General features: G+C 72.4%; 25 protein-coding genes and 1 pseudogene. 17 read left to right on the plus strand and 9 right to left on the minus strand.

The genetic code is table 11. From position 1 onward, the window contains the following. Window positions 1-24 precede the first annotated feature (24 nt). Together ABZW18_RS17375 and ABZW18_RS17380 are read right to left on the minus strand one after the other, a co-directional pair. The gene (locus ABZW18_RS17375) at window positions 25-936 is read right to left on the minus strand and encodes an SDR family oxidoreductase (RefSeq protein WP_356188151.1); all 912 of its coding nucleotides are present in this window, start codon (window positions 934-936) and stop codon (window positions 25-27) included. Window positions 937-953: 17 nt separating this feature from the next. Next, window positions 954-1748 (minus strand): SDR family oxidoreductase, encoded by a 795-nt coding sequence (locus ABZW18_RS17380; protein ID WP_356188153.1) that lies wholly within the window; start codon window positions 1746-1748, stop codon window positions 954-956. A 79-nt stretch (window positions 1749-1827) separates the two neighbouring features. Between ABZW18_RS17380 and ABZW18_RS17385 the strand changes: the two genes are divergently transcribed. Genes ABZW18_RS17385 through ABZW18_RS17400 form a run of 4 tightly spaced genes read left to right on the plus strand, consistent with a single transcriptional unit; the run spans window position 1828 to window position 5325 of the window. Next, window positions 1828-2577: an enoyl-CoA hydratase family protein gene (locus tag ABZW18_RS17385; RefSeq protein ID WP_356188155.1), complete on the plus strand. Its 750-nt coding sequence runs from the start codon at window positions 1828-1830 to the stop codon at window positions 2575-2577. A 20-nt stretch (window positions 2578-2597) separates the two neighbouring features. Further along, complete coding sequence (locus ABZW18_RS17390) at window positions 2598-3485, plus strand: CoA-transferase (protein WP_356188269.1); 888 nt, start codon at window positions 2598-2600, stop codon at window positions 3483-3485. Then, window positions 3482-4249, plus strand: a complete 768-nt coding sequence (locus ABZW18_RS17395) for a CoA-transferase (protein WP_356188157.1) — start codon at window positions 3482-3484, stop codon at window positions 4247-4249. Before ABZW18_RS17390 ends, ABZW18_RS17395 begins: the two co-directional genes overlap by 4 nt. Before the next feature lie 26 nt (window positions 4250-4275). Next, window positions 4276-5325, plus strand: a complete 1050-nt coding sequence (locus ABZW18_RS17400) for a nitronate monooxygenase (RefSeq protein WP_356188271.1) — start codon at window positions 4276-4278, stop codon at window positions 5323-5325. Between the two features lie 116 nt (window positions 5326-5441). Here ABZW18_RS17400 and ABZW18_RS17405 read toward each other — a convergent pair whose 3' ends face one another. Beyond that, complete coding sequence (locus tag ABZW18_RS17405) at window positions 5442-6839, minus strand: sporulation protein (protein ID WP_356188159.1); 1398 nt, start codon at window positions 6837-6839, stop codon at window positions 5442-5444. A gap of 397 nt (window positions 6840-7236) precedes the next feature. On the opposite strand from ABZW18_RS17405, the gene ABZW18_RS17410 reads away from it, so the two are divergent. The 3 genes from ABZW18_RS17410 to ABZW18_RS17420 all read left to right on the plus strand — a co-directional run bounded on the left by ABZW18_RS17410 (window position 7237) and on the right by ABZW18_RS17420 (window position 10797). Continuing rightward, window positions 7237-8940: an asparagine synthase-related protein gene (locus ABZW18_RS17410; protein WP_356188161.1), complete on the plus strand. Its 1704-nt coding sequence runs from the start codon at window positions 7237-7239 to the stop codon at window positions 8938-8940. A gap of 28 nt (window positions 8941-8968) precedes the next feature. Continuing rightward, window positions 8969-9406: an NUDIX domain-containing protein gene (locus ABZW18_RS17415; RefSeq protein ID WP_356188163.1), complete on the plus strand. Its 438-nt coding sequence runs from the start codon at window positions 8969-8971 to the stop codon at window positions 9404-9406. Window positions 9407-9477: 71 nt separating this feature from the next. Then, complete coding sequence (locus ABZW18_RS17420; protein WP_356188165.1) at window positions 9478-10797, plus strand: UDP-glucose/GDP-mannose dehydrogenase family protein; 1320 nt, start codon at window positions 9478-9480, stop codon at window positions 10795-10797. A 70-nt stretch (window positions 10798-10867) separates the two neighbouring features. On the opposite strand, the gene ABZW18_RS17425 is transcribed toward ABZW18_RS17420, so the two are convergent. The 3 genes from ABZW18_RS17425 to ABZW18_RS17435 form a co-directional block, all read right to left on the minus strand. Next, entirely contained in the window at window positions 10868-12025 is a 1158-nt protein-coding gene (locus ABZW18_RS17425; protein WP_356188167.1) for an acetyl-CoA C-acetyltransferase, read from the minus strand. 35 nt (window positions 12026-12060) lie between these two features. After that, window positions 12061-12648 (minus strand): TetR/AcrR family transcriptional regulator, encoded by a 588-nt coding sequence (locus tag ABZW18_RS17430; RefSeq protein ID WP_356188169.1) that lies wholly within the window; start codon window positions 12646-12648, stop codon window positions 12061-12063. Window positions 12649-12756: 108 nt separating this feature from the next. Continuing rightward, window positions 12757-13542 (minus strand): SDR family oxidoreductase, encoded by a 786-nt coding sequence (locus ABZW18_RS17435; protein WP_356188273.1) that lies wholly within the window; start codon window positions 13540-13542, stop codon window positions 12757-12759. Window positions 13543-13588: 46 nt separating this feature from the next. Here ABZW18_RS17435 and ABZW18_RS17440 point away from each other — a divergent pair, with 46 nt between their 5' ends. The 8 genes and pseudogenes from ABZW18_RS17440 to egtD all read left to right on the plus strand — a co-directional run bounded on the left by ABZW18_RS17440 (window position 13589) and on the right by egtD (window position 22761). Continuing rightward, on the plus strand, window positions 13589-14770 hold the full coding sequence (locus tag ABZW18_RS17440) for an acyl-CoA dehydrogenase family protein (RefSeq protein WP_356188171.1): 1182 nt from the start codon (window positions 13589-13591) through the stop codon (window positions 14768-14770). Continuing rightward, window positions 14767-15765 carry an acyl-CoA dehydrogenase family protein gene (locus ABZW18_RS17445; protein ID WP_356188172.1) on the plus strand — a complete coding sequence of 333 codons (999 nt, stop codon included), beginning with the start codon at window positions 14767-14769 and terminating at the stop codon, window positions 15763-15765. Before ABZW18_RS17440 ends, ABZW18_RS17445 begins: the two co-directional genes overlap by 4 nt. A 246-nt stretch (window positions 15766-16011) precedes the next feature. Beyond that, window positions 16012-16332 (plus strand): annotated as a pseudogene (locus tag ABZW18_RS17450) (VOC family protein); the annotation flags it as partial. Between the two features lie 112 nt (window positions 16333-16444). Continuing rightward, window positions 16445-17893, plus strand: coding sequence for an amidase (locus ABZW18_RS17455; RefSeq protein ID WP_356188174.1), 1449 nt, complete (start codon window positions 16445-16447; stop codon window positions 17891-17893). 506 nt (window positions 17894-18399) lie between these two features. Beyond that, window positions 18400-19683: an ergothioneine biosynthesis glutamate--cysteine ligase EgtA gene (gene egtA / locus ABZW18_RS17460; protein WP_356188176.1), complete on the plus strand. Its 1284-nt coding sequence runs from the start codon at window positions 18400-18402 to the stop codon at window positions 19681-19683. Then, window positions 19680-21038 carry an ergothioneine biosynthesis protein EgtB gene (gene egtB / locus ABZW18_RS17465; RefSeq protein ID WP_356188178.1) on the plus strand — a complete coding sequence of 453 codons (1359 nt, stop codon included), beginning with the start codon at window positions 19680-19682 and terminating at the stop codon, window positions 21036-21038. Before egtA ends, egtB begins: the two co-directional genes overlap by 4 nt. Further along, on the plus strand, window positions 21038-21796 hold the full coding sequence (gene egtC, locus ABZW18_RS17470; RefSeq protein WP_356188180.1) for an ergothioneine biosynthesis protein EgtC: 759 nt from the start codon (window positions 21038-21040) through the stop codon (window positions 21794-21796). Before egtB ends, egtC begins: the two co-directional genes overlap by 1 nt. Next, complete coding sequence (gene egtD / locus ABZW18_RS17475; RefSeq protein ID WP_356188182.1) at window positions 21793-22761, plus strand: L-histidine N(alpha)-methyltransferase; 969 nt, start codon at window positions 21793-21795, stop codon at window positions 22759-22761. The genes egtC and egtD overlap by 4 nt, the downstream gene beginning before the upstream one ends. Before the next feature lies 1 nt (window position 22762). Here egtD and ABZW18_RS17480 read toward each other — a convergent pair whose 3' ends face one another. From ABZW18_RS17480 to ABZW18_RS17490, 3 genes are all read right to left on the minus strand, one after another. Beyond that, the gene (locus ABZW18_RS17480; protein ID WP_356188184.1) at window positions 22763-23116 is read right to left on the minus strand and encodes a DUF427 domain-containing protein; all 354 of its coding nucleotides are present in this window, start codon (window positions 23114-23116) and stop codon (window positions 22763-22765) included. A gap of 11 nt (window positions 23117-23127) precedes the next feature. Then, window positions 23128-24051, minus strand: a complete 924-nt coding sequence (locus ABZW18_RS17485) for a lysophospholipid acyltransferase family protein (RefSeq protein WP_356188275.1) — start codon at window positions 24049-24051, stop codon at window positions 23128-23130. A 101-nt stretch (window positions 24052-24152) separates the two neighbouring features. After that, complete coding sequence (locus ABZW18_RS17490) at window positions 24153-24929, minus strand: GNAT family N-acyltransferase (protein ID WP_356188186.1); 777 nt, start codon at window positions 24927-24929, stop codon at window positions 24153-24155. Window positions 24930-25088: 159 nt separating this feature from the next. Between ABZW18_RS17490 and ABZW18_RS17495 the strand changes: the two genes are divergently transcribed. Together ABZW18_RS17495 and ABZW18_RS17500 are read left to right on the plus strand one after the other, a co-directional pair. Further along, window positions 25089-25316: a dodecin gene (locus ABZW18_RS17495; RefSeq protein WP_356188188.1), complete on the plus strand. Its 228-nt coding sequence runs from the start codon at window positions 25089-25091 to the stop codon at window positions 25314-25316. Between the two features lie 148 nt (window positions 25317-25464). Further along, window positions 25465-26493, plus strand: coding sequence for a rod shape-determining protein (locus ABZW18_RS17500; protein WP_356188190.1), 1029 nt, complete (start codon window positions 25465-25467; stop codon window positions 26491-26493). The last annotated feature ends 373 nt before the right edge of the window (window positions 26494-26866 follow it).

The following is a 26866-nucleotide window of genomic DNA, read 5'->3' on the forward strand; positions in this document are numbered from 1 at the left end:
CTGACCCGCGCCCCCGGCCGTGGGTCAGCGCGCCCCGTACACCGCCCCTGGTGGCTCCGAGCCGGCGAGCAGCCCGAGCGCGGCGGCGCCCGCTTCGGACGGGGTCCGGCGGGTGCCCGCGTCGGCGGTGGGGCCGGGGCGCCAGCCCTCCATCACGGTGATACGTCCCGCCTCGGCCTCGAAGACGCGGCCGGTCACACCGGCGCAGGCGGTGGACCCGAGCCAGACGACCAGCGGCGACACGTTCTCCGGTGCCATGCCGTCGAAGGCCCCCTCGCCCGGCGCGGCCATGGAGCCGGCGAAGATCCGCTCGGTCATACGGGTCCGGGCGGCCGGGGCGATGGCGTTGACCTGAACGCCGTAGCGGCCCAGCTCTGCCGCCGCGACGAGCGTGAGGCCGACGATCCCGGCCTTGGCGGCGGCGTAGTTGCCCTGGCCGACGCTGCCGAGCAGGCCCGCGCCCGAACTGGTGTTGATCACCCGCGCTCGCGGCGTACGTCCCGCCCTGTCCTCTGCCCGCCAGTGCGCCGCGGCGTGCTTGAGCGGTAGGAAGTGGCCCTTGAGGTGGACGCGTATGACGGCGTCCCAGTCGTCCTCCTCGAGGTTGACGAGCATCCGGTCGCGGAGGAAGCCCGCGTTGTTGACGAGGGTGTCGAGGCGGCCGAAGGCATCGAGGGCGGTGGCGACGACGGAGGCCGCTCCGCTGGTGGTTGCGATGTCGCCGCCGTCGGCCACGGCCTGGCCGCCGAGCGCGCGGATCTCCTCCACGACCTGCTGGGCGGGCCCGGCCGCGCTGCCGGCGCCGTCGGGCCCGACGCCCAGGTCGTTCACCACGACCCTGGCTCCCTCGGCGGCGAAGGCCAGGGCGTGCGCGCGCCCCAGCCCCCGTCCCGCTCCCGTGACGACGACGACCCGCTCGCTGCACATTCCGGACATATCAAGCTCCTTGAGGGTCATGTGGTGGCGGTGCCGCTCTTGTTGGCGGTCGCGGCGTCGAGGAAGGCGGGACGCTCGCCTCCCCCGTGGACGAGAAGGCCGGCTCCGGTGATGTACGCCGCCCGGCCCGAGGCGAGGAAGACCGCCGCGTCGCCGACCTCGGCGGGCTCGGCGAGCCGCCCGAGCGGCACGGTCCTGCCGACGGCCGCGACCCCGGCCTCGTCCCCGTAGTGCAGCGCGGAGAGTTCGGTGCGGACCATCCCGAGGACGAGGGTGTTGACCCGTACGGCCGGCGCCCACTCCACAGCCATGGAGCGGGCGAGATTCTCCAGCCCCGCCTTGGCGGCGCCGTAGGCGGCCGTACCCGGCGAGGGGCGGGACCCGCTCACGCTGCCGATCATGATGATCGAGCCACCGCTCCGCTGCTTCCGCATCGTCTCGTACGCGGCGAGCGAGGCGGTCAGCGGCGCGACGAGGTTGAGTCCCAGCACCCGGGCGTGGCAGGCGGCGCCGCCCTCGCCGAGCACCCGGTAAGGCGTCCCTCCGGCGTTGTTGACCAGGACGTCGAGGCGGCCGCGCCCCGCGGCGACCTGCCCGAAGAAACCGCTCACCGCGTCCGCGTCGCGCAGATCGACCGAGACGAACTCGGCCCGGCGGCCGTCCGCTTCCACCGGCCGCTCCGGCGGCCTGCGCGCACAGACGACCACGTCCGCCCCGGCCTGCAGCAACGCGCGGGCGATCCCCGCACCGACGCCGCGCGTGCCGCCCGTGACCACGGCGACCCGCCCGTCCAGATCCAGCGTGATGCTCAACTCGCACCTCCCGCAGCGCCCGGACCGCTGCTACCGTCCCACCTAACAAATGTTTGGTGGAAAGGTAGCTGATCCGCTCATGGGTGTCTCCACCTCGGACCCTGCGCAGGGCATCTCCGTCGTCACCGTCGACTACCCGCCGGTCAACGCCCTCCCCGTACAGGGCTGGTACGACCTGGCCGACGCCGTACGCGCCGCGGGCCGCGATCCCCGGGTGCGCTGCGTGGTGCTGACGGCCGCCGGCCGCGGCTTCAACGCGGGCGTCGACATCAAGGAGATCCGGCGTGGCGAGAACCATGAGGCGCTGATCGGCGCCAACCGCGGCTGTTTCGAGGCCTTCGCCGCCGTCTACGAGTGCGAGGTCCCGGTGGTCGCGGCCGTGCAGGGCTTCTGCCTGGGCGGCGGCATCGGGCTGGTGGGGAACGCCGATGCGATCGTGGCGAGCGACGAGGCGACCTTCGGGCTGCCGGAGCTGGACCGCGGCGCACTCGGCGCGGCCACTCATCTCGCCCGGCTGGTCCCGCAGCACCTGATGCGCGCGTTGTACTACACCTCCCGCACCGCCACCGCCGGGGAGCTGTACCGGCACGGTTCGGTGTGGCGGGTCGTCCCCCGCGACCAACTGGCCGAGGCCGCGCTGGAACTGGCGCGCGAGATCGCGGCCAAGGACGGTTATCTGCTGCGGCTGGCCAAGGCCGCCATCAACGGCATCGACCCGGTCGATGTGCGCCGCAGCTACCGCTTCGAGCAGGGCTTCACCTTCGAAGCCGGCCTCAGCCCGGTCGCCGACCGCCTCCGGAACGCCTTCGGCAGCAGGGAGTCGCTGTGAGCGAGGAGAGCAAGGAGTGCATGGAGGGCAAGGACAGCGAAGACATCAGGGAGAAGCGGATGACCGCCGAGGAGGTCGCCGGACGTCTGGAGAGCGGAATGACGATCGGCATCGGAGGCTGGGGTTCACGGCGCAAACCGATGGCGCTGGTGCGGGCGCTGCTGCGCTCACCGGTCACCGACCTGACCGTTGTCTCCTACGGCGGCCCGGACATCGGGCTGCTGGCCGCCGCCGGGAAGATCCGCAAGGTGGTCACGGCGTTCGCCACGCTCGACTCGATCCCCCTCGAGCCGCACTTCCGGGCGGCGCGGCAGCGCGGCTCCCTCGAACTGATGGAGCTGGACGAGGCGATGTTCATGTGGGGACTGACCGCGGCGGCCCACCGGCTGCCGTTTCTGCCGGTACGGGCCGGGCTGGGGTCGGACGTGATGCGGGTCAACCCCGGTCTGCGTACCGTCATCTCGCCGTACGAGGACGGCGAGGAGCTCGTGGCCGTGCCCGCGCTTCAGCTGGACGCCGCGCTGGTCCACCTCAACCGGGCCGACCCCCGCGGCAACGGCCAGTACCTGGGCCTGGACCCGTACTTCGACGACCTCTTCTGCGAGGCGGCCGCCGCTGCCTACCTCTCCTGCGAGCGCGTCGTCGACAGCGCAAAGCTGCTGGAGGCGGGCGGCCCGCAGACACTGCTGGTCAACCGGGCGTGTGTGACCGGCGTGATCGAGGCCCCGAACGGCGCGCACTTCACCTCGTGCGCCCCCGACTATGACCGCGACGAGCCGTTCCAGCAGGCGTACGCGACCGCGGCCGCCGACCCCGCGGCCTGGCAGGCCTTCACCGACCGCTTCCTGTCGGGAAACGAACCCGACTACCAGTCCGCCGTGGCGGCGTGGCACGAGGAGCAGCGATGACCGCCGGCACGAACTCCGCGACACGCGCCGAGTACTGCGTCGTCGCCTGCGCCGAGGCCTGGCGCGGCGACGGGGAGATCCTCGCGAGCCCGATGGGTACGGTCCCCACGATCGGCGCCCGGCTGGCGCGGCTCACGTTCGCCCCCGAGCTGCTGCTCACGGACGGCGAGGCGCTGCTCCTCGGAGATGTCCCGGCGCTGGGCGGCCGAACGGAGGTGGTGGAGGGCTGGCTGCCCTACCGCCGGCATCTGGCGATGGTCACCGGCGGGCGGCGGCACGTGATGATGGGCGCCGGCCAGCTCGACCGGTACGGCAACCAGAACATCTCCTGCATCGGTGACTGGGCCACGCCCACCCGGCAGCTGCTGGGTGTCCGCGGCGCCCCGGTCAACACCCTCAACAACCCGACGAGTTACTGGGTGCCCCGGCATACGCGGCGGGTCCTCGTCGAGCGGGTCGACATGGTCTGCGGCGTGGGCTACGACCGCGCGGCCGCGGCCGGGCCGTCGGCAACCCGCTTCCACCGCATCCCGCGCGTTGTCACGGATCTGGCCGTACTGGACTTCGAGACCCCCGACCACCGTATGCGCCTCGCGTCCCTGCACCCCGGCGTCTCTGTCGAACAGGTGCTCGACGCAACGGACTTCCCCCTCGCCCTCCCGGACCCGGTCCCCCGCACCCGGGAGCCGACCGCCGACGAGCTGCGGCTGATCCGCGAGGTCATCGACCCGCGGCGGCTGCGCGACCGGGAGGTCCGGTCATGACCGACCCCACTGGGGAATGCCTCGACATCACGACGCCCCTGACCGAACTGACCGGCGTCAGACACCCGATCGTCCAGACCGGCATGGGCTGGGTCGCCGGCCCGCGCCTGGTCTCCGCCTCCGCGCAGGCGGGCGCGCTGGGCATCCTCGCCTCCGCCACCATGGCTCCCGACCGGCTGCGAGCCGCCGTACGGGAGGTCAAGTCCCGTACGGACGCGCCGTTCGGCGTCAATCTGCGGGCGGACGCCGGCGACGCCCGGACACGGGTGCGCGTCATCATCGACGAGGGCGTACGCGTCGCCTCGTTCGCCCTCGCCCCCTCCCGGGAGCTGATCGCCGAGCTCAAGGACGCGGGTGTCGTCGTCATCCCGTCCGTCGGCGCCCGGCGGCACGCCGAAAAGGTGGCTGCCTGGGGGGCGGACGCGGTGCTGGTGCAGGGCGGCGAGGGCGGCGGCCACACCGGCGAGGTCGCCACCACGGTGCTGCTCCCGCAGGTCGTCGACGCGGTGGACATCCCGGTGATCGCGGCGGGCGGTTTCTTCGACGGCCGCGGGCTGGTGGCCGCGCTCGCGTACGGGGCCGCCGGGGTGGCGATGGGCACCCGCTTCCTGCTGACCTCGGACAGCACGGTCCCGGCCGCCGTACAGGCCCGCTATCTGGAGGCCTCCGTCCGGGACATCACGGTGACAACGAAGGTCGACGGCCTTCCGCACCGGATGCTGCGCAGCGAGCTCGTCGACTCGCTGGAGAACTCCGGCCGCGCCGCCGCCCTGCTGCGCGCCGTCCGGCACGCCGCGTCATACCGGAAGCTCTCCGGCCTGAGTTGGGCCCGGTTGGTCCGGGACGGGCTGGCCATGAAGCACGGCAGGGACCTCGGCTGGGGCCAGGTCCTGCTGGCCGCCAACACCCCCATGCTGCTCAAGGCGTCGATGGTGGACGGCCGCACCGATCTCGGGGTGATGGCCGCGGGCCAGGTCGCCGGGCTCATCGACGATCTGCCGTCGTGCGCGGAGCTGGTCGACCGGGTGATGGACGAGGCGCGGCATACGTTGCGCTCGCTGTCGGCGGTCACGTGAGCCTCGTCGACGCTGCGATGTGTTCCCAATGAATCTTCGTGTCGGCAGCAGTACGTGTTGTGAGCGGAGCGGAGAGGTGCGTGCGAATCGGGCAGGTCGAGGTGGATGGGCGAGGGTCAGGCGGCGACGCCGAGTTCGGAGCGGGTGCGGTGGACGAACGTGCGGACGGCCGGCTCGCGTCGCCACGGGGCGAGGGCGGTGTTGAATTCGCGGACATAGTCCAGGGCCCGGCTGGACTGGACACGGGCCAGGATGTCCACGGCGCGGTTGCCGAGTTCGAGGCCGTGGTCGAGATCGCGGGCCTGCAAGTGGGCGGTCCCCACGATCGCGAGCCGCATGCCGACGGAGCGGGTGAACACCCCTGGAGCCATGGCGGCGGCCTGCCGGTTCCAGGCGAGGGCGGCCTTGGGGTTCTTCAGATCGCGGAAGACCTCGGCGGCGTCAGCCGAGAGGCGGGCATGGCCATAGAAGTCGATCCAGGCGGGCTCGTCGCCGTTATCCGCCTTCGCCTGGCCCAGGAGGTCCTCGGAGGCTGCCAGGGACCGTGACGCGGCCCTGGGGTCGTTCTCACGGGCATGGGCCCTGGCCTCGATGAGCTTGGTAAAGGCCAGAACCCGCGGCACGGTGTCGTGCTTGGCGCGTTCGAAGGCGCCCTGGGCCATGTCCACGGCCTCGCTCGCGAAGCCTCGCATCAGGGCTTGCATGGCCATGGTGGTCAAGACATAGCAGCCCAGCTGGACGTCGCCGCCCGCCCGGGCCAGACGAAGGGCCTGGATGAAGTGGCGCTGGGCGGCATCGTGCTGGCCGACGTCGAAGGCGGTCCACCCGGCAAGCCTGGAAAGCTCGGCGGTCACGGAGAACAGTTCGCGGCCCACCTCGTCGGAGAAGGTGCCCTGCAGCAGAGGGGCGGCCCGGCATTCGAGGCAATCGGTGACGGAGTTGGCCTTCCAGTTCCCGCCGCCATACTTCGAGTCCCAGCGGCGGGCATCGTCGGCGGCGTCACGCAGTTCGTCCAGGTCCGGGCGGCCGACCTGCTGACCGCCCTGGTGGTCGGCAGTTTCGTCGGCGGGGGTGACCAGCCAGCGGGTAACGGGGGTGGTGAACGCGGATGCGGCGAAACCGGATCCAGCCTGGGTGAGGAAGTCGCGGCGGTTCACGGAGCTCCAGAACGAGGTGGCGACGCGGACGGCGTCGGCGGGATCTCGCGGGAAATCCAACCCCATGTTCGTGTCTGTTGTCTCTGCCTCGCCCATACCGATCTCGGTGGGATGGACGGGCCGTCCCAGTCGTTCCCCGATGGCCTGGGCCAGCAGGCGGGGCACGACCCCCTTAGGCACCATCCCGCGCCGGCACCAGTTCGCCACCGAGGTATGCGAGTAGTCGGTCTCTATTCCGGCTTGGTGGGCGAGTTGGTTGACGCGCAGAGCCAGCGATTTGTGGCTCGCACCGGAGGCTTCGATGAGCCGGGCCAGGTCCGCGTTGGGCGGACGGGGCCGGCGGACGGTCGATGCCACGACGTCCCCCTTGACCGGGTACTGGAGCGTTGCGCGCACGAGGCGTACATGGCTGGGCACAGAAGTGGTACGCGAACGAACTGAGCACTTTCAGTCGTACGCGAATCCCTGCTGGGCACGGAGAGCCGTACGCCTCACGCGCGTTGGGTCACCGAGGGTATTGCCTTCGGGGCCCGCGGTGAACCGCGCCCGCGAGTTGTGAGCCCCCCTGCGAGCCCTGCCCGCGACGTGTCCCGACCGCTGTGATGAAGGCGCAGGTCGCTGCCGGGACTGGGTGAACTCCTTCCGGCAGCGGCCGCTGCCAAGGCACCACTCACACTCGGGGGTGAACCAGATGTGCGGAATCGCAGGGCTGGCCGGACCGGATGCCAGCTGGCACCAGAGGACCGTCGAAGCGATGGGCCGCTCTCAGCACTACCGCGGTCCGGACGGCACGATGCACGCCGCCGCTTCGGACGGGCGGGCGGTGCTGGCGATGAACACGCTGCTGATCGTCGACCCGCTCGCCCACCCCGGCCCTTACCTCGACCGCGAGAGCGGGGTGCTGCTGGCCTTCAACGGTGAGATCTACAACTTTCGCCAGCAGTCGCAGGCTTGGGGTATCCCGCTCGTGGAGCGGGAGTCGGACGCGCACTTCGTGCTGCGGGCCTGGGCGAAGCTCGGGCCGTCTTGCCTGGACGGACTGGACGGCATGTTCGCCCTCGCCGTCTATGACCCGCGCGTCGGCAGGCTGTTCCTGGCCCGGGACCGGCTCGGTGAGAAGCCGCTCTACTGGCGCCTGGACGGCGGCCGGCTCGCGTTCGCCTCCGAGGTCACCACCCTGACGGGCTACGGCAGTGCCCCGCTGGTCCTCCGCCCCGAGATGCTGGCGATCGAGACGCCGGTCGGCGTCGACACTCCCTTCCAGGGCATCCAGCTGCTGGCCCCGGCCATCCTGCTGTCCTTCGACGTCTCTACCGGATCTCTCGAGCAGCACACCTGGTGGAGGCTGGAGGACCGGCAGCCCTTCGACGGCGACTACACGGCCGCACTCGCGGACTACTCGACCGTGCTCGCCGAGAAGGTGCCGCTGAGGGCTCCGGCCTGCGACTTCGCGCTGCTGTTGTCCGGCGGGCTGGACTCCTCGGTGCTGGCCTACTTGATGCGGCCGCCGGTCTGCGTCACCGTCCGCTACCGGGGCCAGGACCGTCTGGACGAGTCGAAGGTCGCGGCCGTCATCGCGCGGGATATCGGGGCCGAGCTGGTCGTGGTCGAGCCGGACCACCTCGACTTCACCACGCTCCTGCCGCACATGATGTCCGCCCTGGACTACCCGATGGGCAATGCGTCGACGTTCTCCGAGCACATGGCCTACCGGAAGGTCTCCGATCTGGGTCTCAAGGTCGCCATCGGCGGGCTGGGGCCGGATGAGTTCCTGATGGGCTATGTCCGTCATGCCTTGGTCCTGTTCGGCCCGGATGCCGTTCTGGGGGCGGGCCTGGAGGCATACCGGCCGCTGGCCGCGAAGCTGCTGCACGCCGCAGGCCAGTACCTCGATCCGGCCGAGGCGGTCAACCGGCTCGCCTTGCGCGGCCCCGATCCCGAGGGCCGGATCCGGGGCCTGGTCTCGGACGCGATGAGCCGGTCCGGCGGTGACCTGGCCCGCGCTCTCACCCTCGCTGACCTGGCGACGGCGTGGCGGCCGCTGGTGATGACTAGCGACAAACTCGCCTCCGCCTACGCGTTGGAACGCCGATCCCCCTACCTGGCCCGGGAGCTGGTGGAGCTGTCCTACCGCCTCCCCGTCGAGCACAAGATCGCCGACCCGGCGGCCGGGAAGCGGATCCTGCGGGACGCCGCCAAGGCCCTGGGCCTGCCGAGGGAGGTCTGGGGCAGCCGCGACAAGCTCGGCTTCGCCAGCCCGGTCCCCGCATGGCTGAACGGGCCGCTCGCGGCCTGGGCCGATGCCCAGATCCACACCGCGCTCGCCGAGGCCCCGGCCTCGTTTCGGCCGCTGCTGGAAGGCGGGCTGAAGTCCGGCGGCCGGTTCGACCGCACCCGAATGCAGGCTTTGCTGGCAGCGGCCTGGTTCTCGGACCAGATGGTGAGGGCTGCGGCATGATCCCCAAGTCCCTTACTACGGTGTCTCCATGCACTTCGACACCCCCAGCCCCGAGGAGCCGGTCCCCGCCCGCGGGGCGGTCGCGATCATCGCCAACCGGCGCGGAGACCTCCTCATGCATCTGCGCGATGACCGGCCGCACATTGCCTGGCCCGCCCACTGGAGCCTGTTGGGCGGCGGCACCGACGACGGCGAGACCTCCGCCGAGGCGATCGTCCGCGAACTCGATGAAGAAGCTGGGCTCGCTGTCGAGGACCCGATCGAGCTCTTCGAGATCCGTGACGAACACGGCTCCGGGCAGCTGATCACGTTCTTCGCAGGCACCTGGGACGGCGACGAGGCGACGTTGCCGCTGACCGAGGGCGTCAAGCTCCAGTTCTTCGCCCCCGAACACCTGGACATCCTCATGATCCCGCCGTTCATCCGGGACGGGATCCACCGCTATCTGGCCGCCGGGCCTGCCTGACCTCCCCGCCCTTCCGGGCGGAGGTGGGTTGGGGCCGCCGCTGGCGGCACCAACCGAAGGGACATCCGCTCGTGAAGCTCACCGTGATTGGCTGCGGTTACCTCGGCGCCACCCACGCGGCCTGCATGGCCGAACTCGGTCACCAGGTCCTCGGCATGGATGCCGACATGGACAAGGTCGCCACGCTGAACTCGGGCAAGGCCCCGTTCTTCGAACGCGACTTGGACCAGCTGCTGGCCAAGCACACCCAGAGCGGCCGGCTGAAGTTCACCGCCTCCTACGCCCAAGCCGCCCAGTTCGCCGACCTGCACTTCATCGGGGTGGGCACCCCGCAGCAGCCAGGCCAGGACACCTACGACCTCACCCACCTGTTCGGTGCGATCCGCCAGCTCGCCCCCCGTCTGAGCGGTCCGGCCGTAGTCGCCGTCAAGTCCACCGTCCCGGTCGGCACCGCACCCAGCGTCGCCGAGTTCCTGCACGAGTTCGCCCCGGCCGGCGACGCGGTCGAGGTCGCCTGGAACCCGGAGTTCCTGCGCGAGTCGTTCGCCGTCGAGGACACCCTCCGTCCCGACCGGCTCGTCCTCGGCTTCCGGAACGAGCGCTCCTGGGCCGAAGCCGTGCTGCGGCAGTGCTTCGAGAAGATCATTGAAGCGGGGACGCCGACGATCGTCACCGACTGGGCCACCGCCGAACTCGCGAAGGGCTCCGCGAACGTCTTTCTCGCCACGAAGATTTCGTTCATCAACGCGATGGCCGAGGTCTGTGAAGCCTCCGGTGCCGACGTCCAACAGCTCGCCGAGGTCCTCGGCCACGACATTCGCATCGGGCGTCGCGGCATGCGGCCCGGCCTCGGCTTCGGCGGCGGCTGCCTGCCCAAGGACATCCGAGGCTTCATCGCCCGCGCCGGCGAGCTCGGCGCCGACCGGGCCGTCGCGATCCTCCGCGCGGCTGACGCGGTCAACGCCCGGCGTCGCGACCGCATGGTCGACCTGGCCCGCGAACAGTGCGACGGCGACTTCATGGGCAAGCGGATCACCGTCTGGGGCGCTGCCTTCAAGCCCGAGACCGACGACATCCGCGACTCGCCCGCCCTCGCCGTCGCCCACAAACTCCACGAGCTCGGTGCGACCGTCACCGTCACTGATCCCAAGGCCCTCGACAACGCCCGCAAGCTCTACCCCGAACTCGACTACACCGACGACCCGATCGCCGCCGCCGAGGACGCGGACCTGCTGCTGCACCTAACCGAGTGGCCCCAATTCAGCCATGTCGATCCCCACCGGCTCGTCACCCGCGTCGCGAGCCCGAACGTCATCGACGGCCGCGGCACGCTCAGTGCCGACCGCTGGCGCAACGCCGGCTGGACGGTTCGGGCCCTGGGCCGCCGCTGAATCTCTCGCCTGCGCGAGCACCCGGCCAACCTTGGTGGCCGGGTGCTCGGCTGTTCCAGGGACGGAACGGTCAGAGGCGCTCGATGATGGTGACGTTCGCCTGGCCGCCGCCCTCGCACATCGTCTGGAGGCCGTAGCGGCCACCGGTGCGCTCCAGTTCGTGCAGCAGCGTGGTCATCAGCTTCACACCGGTCGCACCCAACGGGTGGCCGAGGGCGATCGCCCCGCCGTTGACGTTGACCTTGTCCGGGTCGGCGCCGGTCTCCTGGATCCAGGCGAGCACCACGGGCGCGAAGGCCTCGTTGATCTCCACCAGATCGATGTCGTCCAGCCGCATCCCGGATTTCTTCAGGGCGAAAGCCGTCGCCGGGATCGGCGCGGAGAGCATCCGGATGGGGTCCTCGCCGCGTACGGACAGATGGTGGATCCGGGCGCGCGGGGTGAGGCCGTGCTCCCGTACCGCCCGTTCACTGGCGATCAGCGCCGCGGAGGCGCCGTCGGAGACCTGGGAGGAGACCGCGGCCGTCAGCCGTCCGCCCTCGACCAGTGGCTTCAGGCCCGCCATCTTCTCCAGCGAGGTGTCCCGCCGCGGTCCCTCGTCCGCCGTCACACCGGCGTACGGCACCAGCTCGCGGTCGAACCGGCCCTCGTCGGCGGCCCGTACCGCACGCCGGTGCGAGCGCAGTGCGAACTCCTCCATGTCCTGCCGCGAGATGCCCCATTTCTCGGCGATCAGCTCGGCGCCGTAGAACTGGCTGACGGGCCGGTCGCCGTAGCGGGCCCGCCAGCCCTCGGAGCCGGCGAACGGGCCCCCGGTCAGGCCCAGTGGCTCGACGGCCCGGCCGCTCGCGAAGGCGATCGGCACCTGCGACATGTTCTGCACACCGCCCGCGACCACCAGGTCCTGGGTGCCGGACAGGACGCCCTGGGCGGCGAAGTGCAGCGCCTGCTGCGAGGAGCCGCACTGCCGGTCGACCGTGACGCCGGGCACCTCCTCGGGGAGGCCGGCCGCCAGCCAGCACGTCCGCGCGATGTCTCCCGACTGCGGCCCGACCGTGTCGAGGCAGCCGAAGACGACGTCCTCGACGGCCGCGGGGTCGGCGCCTGTACGCTCCATCAGCGCCTTCAGCACGTGCGCGCCCAGGTCGGCCGGGTGGACCGCGGACAGCCCGCCTCCGCGCCTGCCGACCGGCGTCCGTACGGCTTCGACGATGTAGGCCTCGGCCATGGCTGCTGCTCCTTCATCGGACGGCTGTATCCATGTCAGTCCCGCAGGGCGATCCCGTCCAGCACCATCGACAGATACTGGCGGGCGATCTCCTCGGGACTGTGCTGCCCGCCCGGCCGGTACCAGGACGCGGCGACCCATACGGTGTCGCGTACGAAGCGGTAGGTGAGCCGGACGTCGAGATCGGCGCGGAAGACCTTGGCCCTGACCCCGCGCTCCAGCGTGCCCAGCCACGCCTTCTCGAACTTCTGCTGCGAGTCGGCGAGGTAGCCGAAGCGCGGCTGGGCGGACAGGGCTCTGGACTCCTTCTGGTAGATCGCGACCGCCGGGCGGTGCCGGTCGATCTCCCGGAAGGACTCGGTGACCAGTGCCTCGATGGTCTCCCTGGGGCCGAGCCCGGCCGCGAGCACGGCGTCGTACCCGGCCCAGAGCTCGTCCAGGAAGCCGGAGAGGATCTCGTCGAGCATCGACTCCTTGGAGTCGAAGTGGTAGTACAGGCTGCCCGCGAGGATCCCCGCCTCGTCGGCGATCCTGCGGACGGTGGTGGCGTTGTAGCCCTGGGCGGCGAACACCTCGGCGGCGGTGGCGAGCAGTTCGTCGCGCCGCTCTGGAGAGGCGGTCATCGCGGGCTTCTTCCGGCTGTTGTTTTGCACATCCCCATTGTCGTCACTGCTGTCTCACGCATGTCGTCGTCACTGCTGTCCCACGCCTGCTGTCCCACGCCTGCTGTCTCACGCGTGCTGGCTGCTCACCGACACCGTCTCACCCGTCATGTACGAGGAGTAGCCGCTCGCCAGGAAGACGATCACGTTGGCGACCTCCCAGGGCTCCGCGTAGCGGCCGAACGCCTCGCGCGCGGTGAGGTCCTCGAGCAGTTCCGGGGTGGTGGCCTTCACCAGATGCGGGTGCACCGCCAGGCTCGGGGCCACGGCGTTGACCCGCACTCCGTACGCGGCGGCCTCCACCGCCGCACACCGGGTCAGCGACATCACCCCGGCCTTGGCGGCGGCGTAGTGCGCCTGTCCGGCCTGGGCGCGCCAGCCGAGGACCGAGGAGTTGTTGACGATCACACCGCCCCGTCCTGCGGCCCTCATGCCGCGCAGCGCGGCGCGCAGGCAGCGGAAGGTGCCGTTCAAGGTCACATCCAGCACCGTGCTCCACTGCTCGTCGGTCATGTCCACGAGCTCCGCCGTACCGCCGAGGCCGGCGTTGTTCACCACGATGTCCAGGCGGCCGTGCAGGGTCTCCGCGCGCGTGAAGAAGGCCTGGACCTGGGCCTCTTCCGTGACGTCGCAGGGCAGTGCGGCGACCCTGTCCGCGCCGTACTCGGCGGCCAGAGCCTTCTCGGTCTCCTCCAGCCGGCGCGTATGGGCATCGCCGACCAGAACGCTCGCGCCCTCCTCGAGGAACCTGCGGGCCGTGGCTCCGCCGATCCCCGTGCCCGCGGCGGCGGTGATCACGGCGGTCCGCCCGGAGAGCAGACCGTGCCCGGGGACGTACCGGGCCTTGTTGTCCATCACAGCAGCACGTTAACCTACCAAACACTTGTTAGGGAAGGTGCCCATGGACCTGGACCACACCCCCGAAGAGGACGCATTCCGGGCGGAGGCACGGGCCTGGCTGGCCGGCCGGGTGCCCCGCACGCCGCTTCCCTCGCTGGAGACCGAGGAGGGCTTCGCCGCCCATCGCGCTTGGGAGCACACCCTGTTCGCGGACCGCTGGTCGGTGGTGTCCTGGCCCGAGGAGTACGGCGGCCGGGGCGCGTCGGTCCTTCAGTGGCTGATCTTCGAGGAGGAGTACTACGCGGCCGGGGCCCCCGGACGGGTCGGCCAGAACGGCATCAGCCTCCTCGCCCCCACCCTCTTCGAACACGGCACCGAAGAACAGCGCGCCCGTATCCTGCCGTCCATGGCGGGCGGTGAGGTGATCTGGGCCCAGGCCTGGTCCGAGCCGGAGGCCGGCTCGGACCTCGCCGCCCTGCGCTCCACGGCGGTGCGGGCCGACGGCGGCTGGCTGCTGAACGGCCAGAAGACCTGGTCGTCGCGGGCGGCCTTCGCCGACCGCGCGTTCGGCCTGTTCCGCAGCGACCCCGGGGCGGACCGGCCGCACCGCGGGCTGACGTATCTGATGTTCCCGCTGGACGCGCCGGGGGTGACCGTACGTCCCATCGGCCGCCTGGACGGCAAGCCCGCCTTCGCCGAACTCTTCCTCGACGACGTCTTCGTACCCGACGCGGACGTCATCGGCGAGCCCGGCCAGGGCTGGCGGGTCGCGATGAGCACGGCGGGGAACGAGCGCGGGCTGACGCTGCGCAGCCCCGGCCGCTTCACCGCTGCCGCCGCCCGGCTCGTCGAGCTGTGGCGCGAGCGGGGCGACCCCGCCGGCACCGCGCTGCGCGACCGTGTCGCCGATGCGGTCATCGGCGCCCGCGCCTACCACCTGTTCACCTGCGCGGGCGCCTCACGGCTGGCCGAGGGAGCCTCGATCGGCGCCGAGTCGAGCCTCAACAAGGTCTTCTGGTCCGAGCTCGACATCGCGCTCCACGAAACGGCCCTGGACCTGCTCGGGCCGTACGGGGAGCTGTCCGGCGACACGGCGGGCGAGGCCGGTGAACCGCCCGCGCACGGCAATTGGGCCGAGGGCTATGTCTTCTCCCTCGCCGGGCCGATCTACGCCGGCACCAACGAGATCCAGCGGGACATCATCGCCGAGCGGCTGCTCGGCCTGCCGAAGGGACGACGGTGAGGTTCCTCCTCGACGACGAGCAGACCGCGTTCGACCGCTCCCTGGACCGGATGCTGGCCGCGGCCGGAACGCCTGCCGCGGTGCGGGCCTGGTCGGCGGGCGATCAGGCGGCCGGCCGGGCGCTGTGGGCACGGCTCGCCGGGGCCGGGGTGTTCGCGCTCGCCGTCCCCGAGGCGTATGACGGCCCGGGCCCGCTGCCGGTGGAACTGGCCGTCGCCTTTGTGCAGTTGGGCAGGTACGCGGTGCCGGGTCCGGTGGTGGAGACCGCCGCGGTCGCCGTACTCCTGGACCGCCTGGCCGGGGGCGGTGAGGGAGCCCCGGCCAAGGAGTGGCTTCCGCGCATCGCCTCGGGTCAGGTGGTCACGACGTACTGCGCTGCCGCCGGCGGGCCGTACGCGCTGGACGCCGACGCCGCCGACGCCGTGTTCGCCGTCCAGGGCGAGGAGTTGCGGCTGCCGACTGGTCCCGGCAGCGTCCAGCGGTCCCTCGATCCGGCCCGTCGGCTCGTCCGTCCCCGCGGCGGGGGCGAGTTGCTGGCGAGCGGGCCGGCCGTACGGGAAGCCGCCGCGCACGCTGCCGACTGGGCCGCTTTCGCCACGGCCGGCCAGGCACTCGGCACCGGTCTCGCGCTCGTCGAGAAGACCGTCGCGTACGCGAAACAGCGCACTCAGTTCGGCGTCCCCATCGGCTCCTTCCAGGCGGTCAAGCACCAGCTGGCGGACGCGCTCCTCGGGCTGGAGTTCGCCCGGCCGCTGCTGTACGGGGCGGCGGTGGCGCTGGCCGCGCGGGCACCGGGGGCGGGGGCGGACGTCGCGGCCGCGAAGGTCGCCGCGTGCGAGGCCGCGTACGCCGCCGCGAGGACCGCGCTCCAACTGCACGGCGCGATCGGCTACACCGCGGAGCACGACCTGTCGCTGTGGATCCGCAAGGCGCGGGCGTTGCGCTCGGCATGGGGCAGCCCGTCGCACTGCCGCGGCCGCGTCCTGGCGGGCTGAACGGACAGCGCAGAGCGGGCAGCAGGGAGCGGCGTACGGCTCGATGGATACCGCTGCCCGCCGCCCGGGGCGGCCTGGCCGTGCCCGCCGATCGGTTCCGGCGGACCACCGTGTCGGCGTGCCCGGCCCGCGCGCCCCGGCCGGCCATGGCTACCGTCCGGACCCTCTCAGCACGCCGCGTGTCCGACGAAGGGACGCCATGGCCGGCCCGTCCTCCCCCGACTCCGTCCGGGGGACCCCATCGAGATCCGCGCGGGAGACGTCGAGCGTGTGCGCTCGTTCTACGCCTCGGTCCTCGGCCGGCCGATCGACCGCTGGGGCGACCAGCCGTACTGGATGGTCGGACAGGCGAGGCAACTCCCCGAATCGACGGCGGCCTGCTGCCGCGCCAGGGACCGCCGCCTTCGGAAAACGGGCCCGGTGACCGCGTTCGCGCTGACCCTGCAGGTGGACGCGCTCGATGACACGATCGAAGCGGTGGAGCGGCACGGTGGCCGGAGCGCCGTGCCCAGGAGGGCCGTACCGACCATCGGCCGGCTGGTCCGTTGCAAGGACCCGGACGCCAATCTCTGGGGCTTCGGCATGCTCCAGGAAGACCCGCGCTCTGACACGACCACGACAGCCCGTCGGCCGCTATGTTCGTTCGAACGATATAGCGTTGGAGACGAGGTGTCGCCCGGTGTCCCGTTCACTGTCCCCAGGTCTGGTGGAGCAAGCTCGTGCGCTCGCGGAGGGCACGGTGTCCTCCCGCGAGTTGGTCGAACAGTGCCTCGCCCGGATCGAGGCGGCACAGCCCACGCTGAATGCCTTCCGCAGGATCCGCGCCGAGGCCGCCGTCGCGGAAGCCGACGCGGCCGACCGGAGGCTGGCGGCCGGTGAACGCGCTCCGCTGCTGGGCGTGCCGGTCGCGGTGAAGGACGACATGGATGTGGCGGGCGAGCCGACGGCCTTCGGCTGCCCCGGCGAATTCCCGGTGAAGACGGAGGACGGGGAGGCCGTACGGCGTATCCGGAAGGCCGGAGCGGTTGTCGTCGGGAAGACGAACACGCCGGAGCTGGGCCAGTGGCCGTTCACCGAGGGACCTGCGTTCGGCGAGACCCGCAACCCGTGGCACCCCGGCCACACGCCCGGCGGGTCCTCGGGCGGGGCCGCGGCCGCGGTCGCCGCCGGGCTGGTGCCCGCGGCGCTGGGCTCGGACGGCGCGGGCTCGGTCCGGATACCGGCCGCCTGGACCCATCTGATCGGCATCAAGCCGCAGCGCGGCAGGATCTCCACCTGGCCGGACGAGGAGGCGTTCAACGGGATCACCGGCATCGGGCCGCTGGCCCGTACGGTCGCGGATGCCGCGCTGCTGCTGGATGCGGCGAGCGGCAGCCATCCGGGAGACCTGCACCGGCCGCGTGCGGTGGAGATGCTGCCCGCGGCCGGGCGCGAGCCGGGCAGGCTGCGGATCGCGCTGTCGCTGCGGCCCGCGTTCACGGGCACGCCGAAGCGGCTCGATCCTGCGGTACGCGGCGCCGTCCTCGGCACGGCCGAACGGCTGGCGGCGCTCGGGCACGAGGTGGTCGAGGCGGACCCCAGGTACGGGCCGGTGGGACTGACCTTCGTGCCGCGTGCGACGGCCGGGGTCCGGGACTGGTGCGCCCGCGTCCCCGACCAGGCCCTGCTGGACCCGCGGACACGGAGCGCGGCCCGGCTCGGCCGGCTGCTCGGCGGTGGGCCGCTGCGGCTGGCCCGCACCACCGAGGCCCGGCTCCACGCGCGCGTGGGCGAGATCTTCCACCGCTTCGATGTCGTCCTCACCCCGACCACGGCCACGCCGCCGCCGCGGATCGGGGCGCTGGCGAGGCTGTCGGGCTGGCGCGCCGACCGCGCGATGATCGCCGCGTGTCCGTACGCCTGGCCGTGGAACGTCCTCGGCTGGCCGGGGATCAGTGTCCCCGCCGGATTCGCCGGGGACGACGGCCGCCTGCCGCTGGGCGTTCAGCTGCTGGGACCCGCGGAGAGCGAGCCGCTGCTGATCTCCCTCGCGGCGCAACTGGAGGCGGACCAGCGGTGGTACGAGCAGTGGCCGGACCTCGAGAGGCTGGACAACCGGGAGGACCGGGACACCGCGTCAGCGGCCTGACGGGTTCCCTGTACGGCGTGTTGGGCGCGCCCTGCCTGCGCCGGCCCACGATCGCCCCCGGCGGTACAGCGGCGGCAGCCCCGGGATGCGGCAGGCTGCCGCTTCCCGGCACCCTCGGCAGGCCCCGGAGAAACGAGGTTCCGTGCGAGCGCTCCGCGGAGGCAGTGCTCCGTGCGCCCGGCCCGCGCGGGCTCGCCGTACGCCCGCCCGGCCCGTATCGCGGCGCGATCAGGTGCGCTTCCCCGAGGTGGCGCGGGTGTCCGGGCCCGTTTGCGGGAAGCCGCGGCTCGGGGGACCCTTCCAGAGGGCACGGAACCGACCGCCCGCATGATCGCTGGGCAGGGCGATGCCCCGCTGCCCGGGCGGTGTCCGGCGACCGAACCCGGTAACCGGATGCAGGCGCACTCTTGAGGGCGCGCCCCGCAGTGGCTTAGGTGGAACGGAGCAACTCGGCCGCGATCCGGCCGGGATGCGGAGAGGTCCCTTCGACGGGAGGATTTCCGGCCGTGCTTCACCAACAGCGAACCAGCCGTGCGCGGGCACTCACCGAGGCCGCGTCCCTGGCACACGTCCAGGGCATCTGTTTCAAGACCGGGCCGCCGAGCCGGCTCGGTGTCGAACTGGAATGGCTCGTCCGTGATCTTCATGATCCGTCCCACCCCGTCGAACCCGACCGGCACTCCGCCGCCGTCGCCGCGTTGCGCAGCCTTCCGCTCCGCTCGCCGCTGACCTTCGAACCCGGCGGCCAACTCGAACTCAGCCCTCCCCCGGCCGGCTCCCTCACCGAGTGCGTGGAGCAGGCCGGCGCCGACCTCGCCGTGGTCCGCGCCTCACTACGGGCGCACGGCCTGAGCCTCGTCGGCCACGGGCACGACCCACACCACCCACCGCGCCGTCTCCTCACCGAGCCGCGCTACGACGCCATGGAGGCGTACTTCGACCGCGGCGGCCCGGCGGGCCGGTCGATGATGTGCTGCTCCGCATCCGTCCAGGTCTGCCTGGACGCCGGGTACGAGGAGCCGGGCCCGCTGGGCTTCGGCCGGCGCTGGCGGCTGGCCCATCTGCTCGGTGCCGTGCTGGTCGCGGCGTTCGCGAACTCGCCGCTGCGCGAGGGGCGTCCGACCGGTTGGCGTTCCACCCGGCAGGCTGTCTGGGCCGAGCTCGACCCGGCCCGGTCCCTGGCCCCGGTCCCCGGCCGGGACCCGCGGGCCGACTGGGCGGGCTACGTCCTGGGCGCGCCCCTGATGTGCGTCCGCCGCGACGAGGGCCCCTGGACCGTGCCCCGCGGAGTCACCTTCCGGGACTGGATCCGCGGCGGAGCCACCGGCGGTCTCCGCCCGCCCACCCTGGAGGACCTCGACTACCACATCACCACCCTGTTCCCGCCCGTCCGTCCACGCGGCCACCTGGAGCTGCGCATGATCGACGCACAGCCGGGCGAGGACGGCTGGATGGTGCCGCTGGCCGTCACCTCCGCCCTGTTCGACGACGGGGAGGCCTCCGAGGCCGTCTACCGCGCGGTCAAACCGCTCGCCGAGACCGCGGGCTTCGAGCCCGCGCCCAGCAACCCGCTGTGGCGGGCCGCCGCCCGCCACGCCCTGACCGACCCCGAACTGCACGCCACCGCCGTCACCTGCTTCGCGGCGGCCCAGGAAGCGCTGCCCAGGCTGGGCGCCTCCCCCGCCGTACAGACCGCCGTGGCCGACTTCACGGACCGCTACGTCGCCCGCGGACGATGTCCCGCCGACGACGTGCTCGACCCCATCTCCGGGAAGGAATGCCGATCATGACCGCCACCGACCCCGCCGCGGGACCCGCCTCCGGCGACGGCGCCGAGGCGCTCCGGCAGCGCGCCGTCGACGCCCTCATCGCGGCCCGGGAGCGCACCAGCACCCTGACCAGCTGCGTCGAGGAACCCGATCTCACCGCCCAGCACTCGCCCCTGATGTCACCGTTGGTCTGGGACCTCGCGCACATCGGCAACCAGGAGGAGCTGTGGCTGCTCCGGGCCGTGGGCGGCCATGAGGCGCTGCGCCCCGACATAGACAAGGTGTACGACGCCTTCGAGCACCCGCGCGCTGAGCGCCCCTCCCTCCCTCTCCTGCCGCCCGCCGAGGCGCGCGGCTATGTCGCGGACGTACGTACGCGGGTGCTGGACGTCCTGGAGCGCACCCCCCTGCGGGGTGGTCCGCTGGTCGACGCCGGCTTCGCGTTCGGAATGATCGCGCAGCACGAGCAGCAGCACGACGAGACGATGCTCATCACGCACCAGCTGCGGCGCGGCCCGGCCGCCCTCACCGCGCCCCCGCCGCCCGGACCGCCGGCGAACGAGGCCGCCCTGCCAGCCGAAGTCCTGGTGCCGGGCGGCCCGTTCACGATGGGCAGCTCCACCGAGCCATGGGCGCTGGACAATGAGCGCCCCGGCCACTTCTGTGATGTGCCGGACTTCTTCATCGACACCGTCCCGGTCGCCAACGGCGCGTACGCCCGCTTCATCGAGGACGGCGGGTACGACGACCCGCGCTGGTGGACTCCGCAGGGGTGGGCGTACATCCGCGAACACGCCCTGGTCGCACCGCTGTTCTGGCAGCGCGAGGGCGGCCAGTGGCTGCGGCGCCGGTTCGGTGCCGTGGAGCCGGTACCGGCTCAGGAGCCGGTGCTGCACGTCAGCTGGTACGAGGCCGACGCGTACGCCCGCTGGGCCGGGCGCCGGCTGCCCACCGAGGCGGAGTGGGAGAAGGCGGCCCGCCACGACCCGGCCACCGGCCGCTCCCGGCGCTACCCCTGGGGCGACGCCGACCCCTCTGCCGAGCACGCCAACCTGGGCCAGCGCCATCTGCAGCCCGCGCCGGTGGGCGCCTACCCGGAGGGCGCGTCGCCGCTGGGCGTACGGCAGTTGATGGGCGATGTGTGGGAGTGGACGGCGAGCGACTTCCTGGCCTACCCGGGCTTCGCGCCGTTCCCCTACCGCGAGTACTCGCAGGTGTTCTTCGGCAGCGCGCACAAGGTGCTGCGCGGCGGCAGCTTCGCCGTCGACCCGGTCGCCTGCCGCGGCACCTTCCGCAACTGGGATCTCCCCATCCGCCGGCAGATCTTCTCGGGCTTCCGCACGGCCCGCGACGCGGCGCGGGAGGGGCGCCGCTGATGTGCCGTCATATCGCCTACGTCGGGCCGGAGACACCCATCGGCGCGATCACCGTGGAACCGCCGCACGCGCTGTTCCGGCAGTCCTGGGCGCCGCGGAGGCAGACGTACGGGGTCGTGAACGCGGACGGTTTCGGAGCCGGGTGGTACGCCGAGGGCGACCCCGTGCCCGCGCGTTACCGGCGCGCCGGGCCGATCTGGGCCGATCCGTCCTTCGCCGACCTCGCCCGGGTCGTCCGTACCACCGCCCTGCTCGCCGCCGTACGCGACGCCACCGAGGCGGGGGCGGACGGGGAGGCGGCGGCCGCGCCGTTCGCCGCCGGGCCCTGGCTGTTCAGCCACAACGGCGCGCTCAGGGACTGGCCCGGTTCGGCGGCGCCGCTCGCGGCGACGCTCACCGCCGAGGAGTTGCTGAGCCTGGAGGCCCGCTGCGACTCCGCGCTGGTCTGGGCGCTCGTGCTGCACGCGCTGCGCGCCGGGGACGAACCGGGCCAGGCGCTGGGCGACTGCACGACCGCCCTCGCCGCGGCGGCGCCGGGCTCCCGGCTCAACCTGCTGCTCACCGACGGGGCATCGGTGGCCGCCACCGCCTGGGGCGACACGCTCTGGTACCTCGCCGATCCCGGCCGGCGGGCCGTGGCCGTCGCCTCCGAGCCGTACGACGACGACTCCCGCTGGACCGAGGTCCCCGACCGCACTCTGCTCACCGCCACCCGTAGCGACGTTCTGCTCACCCCGCTCAAGGAGCCCAGCCGTTGAGTACCTTCCAGGTCACCCGCACCCTGCCCGCCGACGCCACCACCGCCGCCCTGCGGTCCGACGTATCGCACGGACTGGGCTCCGAACCCAAGCAGCTGCCGCCCAAGTGGTTCTACGACGCCCGCGGCAGCGACCTGTTCGAGGAGATCACCCGGCTGCCGGAGTACTACCCGACCCGCGCCGAGCGGGAGATCCTGATCGCGCGGGCGGCCGACATCGCCACCGCGACCGGCGCCCGGACTCTGGTCGAACTCGGTTCCGGTTCCTCCGAGAAGACCCGGTACCTCCTCGACACGCTCACCGGGCTCGAGGTCTATGTGCCGGTGGACGTCAGCGAGTCCGCGCTCGTCCAGGCGGGCGAGGTGCTGCTCGCCGACCATCCGGATCTGGCAGTGCACGCCCTGGTCGCCGATTTCCAGCACGGACTGGTGCTCCCGGAGACCCCCGGTCCGCGGCTGGTCGCCTTCCTCGGCGGCACCATGGGCAATCTGCTGCCCGCCGAGCGCGCGGCCTTCCTCGGCTCCGTACGGGCGCTGCTCTCTCCCGGTGACGCGCTGCTGCTCGGCACGGATCTCGTCAAGGACGAGGCCACTCTGGTGGCAGCGTACGACGACTCGGCCGGGGTCACGGCGGCCTTCAACAAGAACGTCCTGGCCGTGCTCGACCGGGAGTTGGGGGCGGACTTCGACCCCGAGGACTTCGACCACGTGGCGCTCTGGGACGCGGAGCACGAGTGGATCGAGATGCGGCTGCGTGCCCGCACGGCGCTGACCGCCAAGATCCCGGCGCTCGACATGGCGGTCTCGTTCGCCGCGGGCGAGGAGATGCGTACCGAGGTCTCCGCCAAGTTCCGGCAGGAGTCCGTACGGGCCGAACTGGCGGCCGCGGGGCTCGGCCTGCGCCACTGGTGGACCGACAGCGCAGGCCGGTTCGCGCTCTCGCTGGCCTTCCCCGACTCCGGGTGAGTCAGTCGATGACGATGTCGGCTGCGGTGTCGTAGAAGGACAGGTGGTCCTTGATCAGGGCGACCTCCGGCAGCGGGTCCGGGTAGGACCACACCACATCGGTCCTGACCCGCCCGCTGCCGTCGCGGTAGGACCAGTACGAGGCGTCGCCCTTGTACGGGCAGTGGGTGCGTGTCGTTGTCGGCTCCAGGAGTTCCAGGGCCACGTCCTCCGGAGGGAGGTAGTAGCGGACCGGCAGGCCCGTCTCGTGGACGAGCACGGGGCGGCTGGATTCGGCGACGACCCGGCCGTCGATCTCGACCCTGACGTGCTGCGAGCCGGGGGCCGCTTCGACAGTGTGCTGGTCGGTGGGCACGGGCTGCTCCTTCACTCGGCGGATGCTCCGGCCGCCTTCGGCCGCCGGGCCCTGGCAGGAACAACAGCGGGCGCGGGCGGGCGATTCCTGCCCGGGTGGATTCCGCTCGGCCGGGGCCAGCCGTCCTCCGCGCCCGCGCCGTGGCCGGCGACCGCCGCCTGCGCCGCCCGGGCCAGCGCGCGCCGGTCGGCGTACGTCCCGGCCGGTATGCGCGGCAGCAGTGCCACCTCGGCGACCAGCCCGCGGGCCGCGGCGACCCTGCGCAGCGACGCGAACAGCGTGTCCTCGCCGACGAATGCCGCCACGGCCGTGGGCTCCGCGGCGCGCAGCCGGTAGCGCACGGCAACCGGCTGCACCGGCGCCGAGGCGTCGATCGCGGCCTGGAAGACGGCGTGCCGGAAGCGGCCGTGCTGCCTCCCGCACCAGGTGCTGCCCTCGGGGAAGGCGACCACGGTGGAGCCCGCTCGCAGCGCACCGGCCATCTCGGCGACGGTCCCGGGCAGGGCCCGCAGCCGGTCGCGGTCGAGGAAGAGCGTGCGGCCGAGAGCGGCCAGCGGGCCGAGGACGGGATAGGAGGCGACCTCCCTCTTGGCCAGCATCCGGCCGGGCCGTACGGCGGCGACGAGCGGTATGTCCAGCCAGGAGACGTGGTTGACCACGACGAGGGCGCCGGCCGCCAACCGCCCGGCCTCGGCGCCGGTGATGCGTACCCGTACGCCGAAGGCCGCGACGACGGCAAGCGACCACCGGGCCGTCAGCCGGTCGCGGCGGGCCGGGGAGCACAACCGGACCAGAGGCGCCAGCGCGACTCCGCAGAGCAGTACGGCCGTGCCCGCGAGGTACCGGAGCGCCCGGCGCGGTGCCGGGACGGACGGCGCCGGGTCGGCCAGGCAGAGCCGGGGTGTGCAGGGAGCGCTGGGCAGCCAGACACTCACCGTGCTCATGGCACCGGACATGGCACCGGACATGGGACTGATCGCGGGACCGGACATGGGACTGGTCACGGGACTGGTCACGGGGCTGGTCGCGGGGCTGGTCATGGCGCCGGGGCGAGGGAGAGGAAGTGGCGGAGGTAGCGCGGGTCGGTGCGCTTCAGGGAGAGCAGCACATAGAGATCCGCAACGCCGAAGTCCGGGTCGTGGGCGGGCTCCCCGCACACCCAGGCACCGAGGCGCACATAGCCGCGCAGCAGCGGCGGCAGCGGGGTGCGGCCGGAGGGGGCGGCAGCGGTCGGGTACCAGGGCAGGTGCGGGGTGACGCGGTACTCCTCGGGGGAGAGGTGCTTGGCGGAGACGGTGTCCCACACCCCGGCGGCGAGTGCCCCGCCGTCGGCCAGCGGTATCGAGCAGCAGCCGGCCAGCCAGTTGTGGCCTGCCTGGGTCAGATAGCGCGCGATCCCCGCCCACATCAGGGAGATGACGGCGCCGTCACGGTGGTCGGGGTGGACACAGGAGCGGCCGACCTCGACGAGGTCGTCACGGATGCCGGCCTGGCTGCTGATGTCGAACTCGGTCTCGGCGTACAGCCGCCCGGCGACGGCCGCACGGTCCGGCGGCAGCAGCCGGTACGTGCCGACGACGGCGCCGCTCCCCTCCTCCCGGACGAGCAGGTGGTCGCAGTAGGCGTCGAAGGGGTCGATGTCCAGGCCCGGCTCGGAGGTGGCGAGCAGCGCACCCATCTCTCCGGTGAACACCTCGTGACGCAGGCGCTGCGCAGCGCGTACGTCCTGCTCGTCACGGGCGAGCGAGACCGAGTAGCGGGGCCGGGTCGCGGCGGGGCGGGGAGCGGGGGCGAGCGGTGGCGAAGTCGTCATGTCTCCTTCTTGGCCGCCCAGGCTGGCGTCGACGTTGCCGTTGCGGGGAGGGCGGGTGTGCGGTGTCTGAATGCTGGGCACTCCGCCGCCTCGCGCGCGGCCGCCGGGTGGGGCACGGTGGACGGAGAAGGGATCACCCCGTCAGCAGGGAGGACCGCCATGTCCGATCACACCTACCGGGTGACCGAGATCGTCGGGTCGTCACAAGAAGGTGTGGACGCCGCGATCCGCAACGGGATCAAGCGCGCTTCACAGACCTTGCGCTATCTGGACTGGTTCGAGGTGGTGCAGGTCCGGGGCAACATCGAGAACGGGGAGATCCAGCACTACCAGGTCGGGTTGAAGGTCGGCTTCCGGCTGGAGGACACCGAGAGTGCCGGCTCCTGAGATTCCTCCTGGGGTGTTCGTCCGATCGTGGCATGTGTCGCCCGGACGGCTGAGCAATACGGGCATACAAGGATTAAAATGGGCAAGCTGACTTAAGGGCGGTGGCGTACCCCCGCCCTTCGCTACGTCCCTCAAGGGGAGGACTCACGTGCCCGTAAGCCTTGAGCAGTTGCGCCGTTGCTCGGTCGCCGTGGATCTCGGTGCCGCCAGGACCAGGGTGTATCTCAAGGACACCGGGCTGGTCGTCGACGAGCCCAGCGTGGCTGCCGTGAACACCCGCACGGGAGCGCTGCTCGCGGTGGGTGAGCTGGCCGAGCGGATGACGGGCCGTACCCCCGACCACATCCGTGTGGTCCGCCCGGTCTCGGGCGGCACCGTCGTCGACATCGACATGGCGCAGCGGATGCTCCGCCACCTCATCGGCAACAAGCTCCGCAAGGCGTGGCGGCGCAAGCCGACGCTGCGGATCGCCGCCTGCACCCCGCACGACAGCGAGCCGCTGACGCAGCGCGCGGCCGTGGAGACGCTCACGGCGCTGGGCGCCCGGCGGGTGGAGCTGGCCGACACGCTCATCTGCGCGGCCGTGGGGTGCGGGCTGCCGGTGGAGCACCCCGAGGCGACGATGATCGTGGTGTGCGGCGCCGGGACCACCCAGGTCGCTGTGCTGTCGCTGGGCGCGATCGTCGCCGCGGAGACCGTCCCGGTCGGGGGCAACTCCATCGACCACGCGGTCATCGAGCATCTGCGCAGCGAGCACGAGTTGATGCTGCCCAGCCCGGCCGTCCGCCCGCTGCACCTCGTACTCGGCACGGCGGACGGGTCGACGGACCGGACCGAGGTGCACGGCAGGGATGTCGCCACCGGGCTGGCCCGGTCGGTGATCGTGGACACCGCGGGCGTACGGCGGGCCATCGGCACCCCGCTGACGGGCGTGCTCGACGGCATCCGTTCGGTGCTGCGGCGGTGCCCGCCGGATCTGGTGGCCGACCTGTCCGACCGCGGCATCATGCTGGCCGGGGGCTGCGCGCTGCTACCGGGGCTCGACTCGATGCTGAGCCGGGCGACGGGCATGCCGGCGCACACCGCCGACCGCCCGGACACCTGTGCCGTACGGGGGCTGGGCGCGATGCTCGAAGGCAAGGTGCGGCCACTGCACCTGGACCCGCTGGGAAGCTGAGCGCAGCTGGGAAGCTGACCGCACCTCACGTCCATGGCCGGTTCCTACGTCCATCCGCCGGTCTTACGTTGGCCGGCCACGAACCGGCACCGGCACCGCGGGTGACCCAGCCGGCCGCCCCACGCGCGCGTGAGCACGGCCGCTGCCTCTCCGCAACCTCAGGCGCCGCCCTCAGAGTTCCGCCGGCCGTCCAGGAACCCGGCCACCGGTTCGCGGAACTCGGCCGGAGCGTCGCCCACGGCCAGTGCCCGCACCCCGGCAGCACCCTGAGCTCGCCTGCCGGGTAGCAGCACCCGGCAGGCGGCAGGGTTCGACTCCACTCGGTCACTTCGGCTGCGGCCACCGCAGTGCCGGGCCGGTCGGCGAGGGAGGC

Source organism: Streptomyces sp. NPDC004647 (assembly GCF_040609575.1).
Lineage (GTDB): Bacteria > Actinomycetota > Actinomycetes > Streptomycetales > Streptomycetaceae > Streptomyces.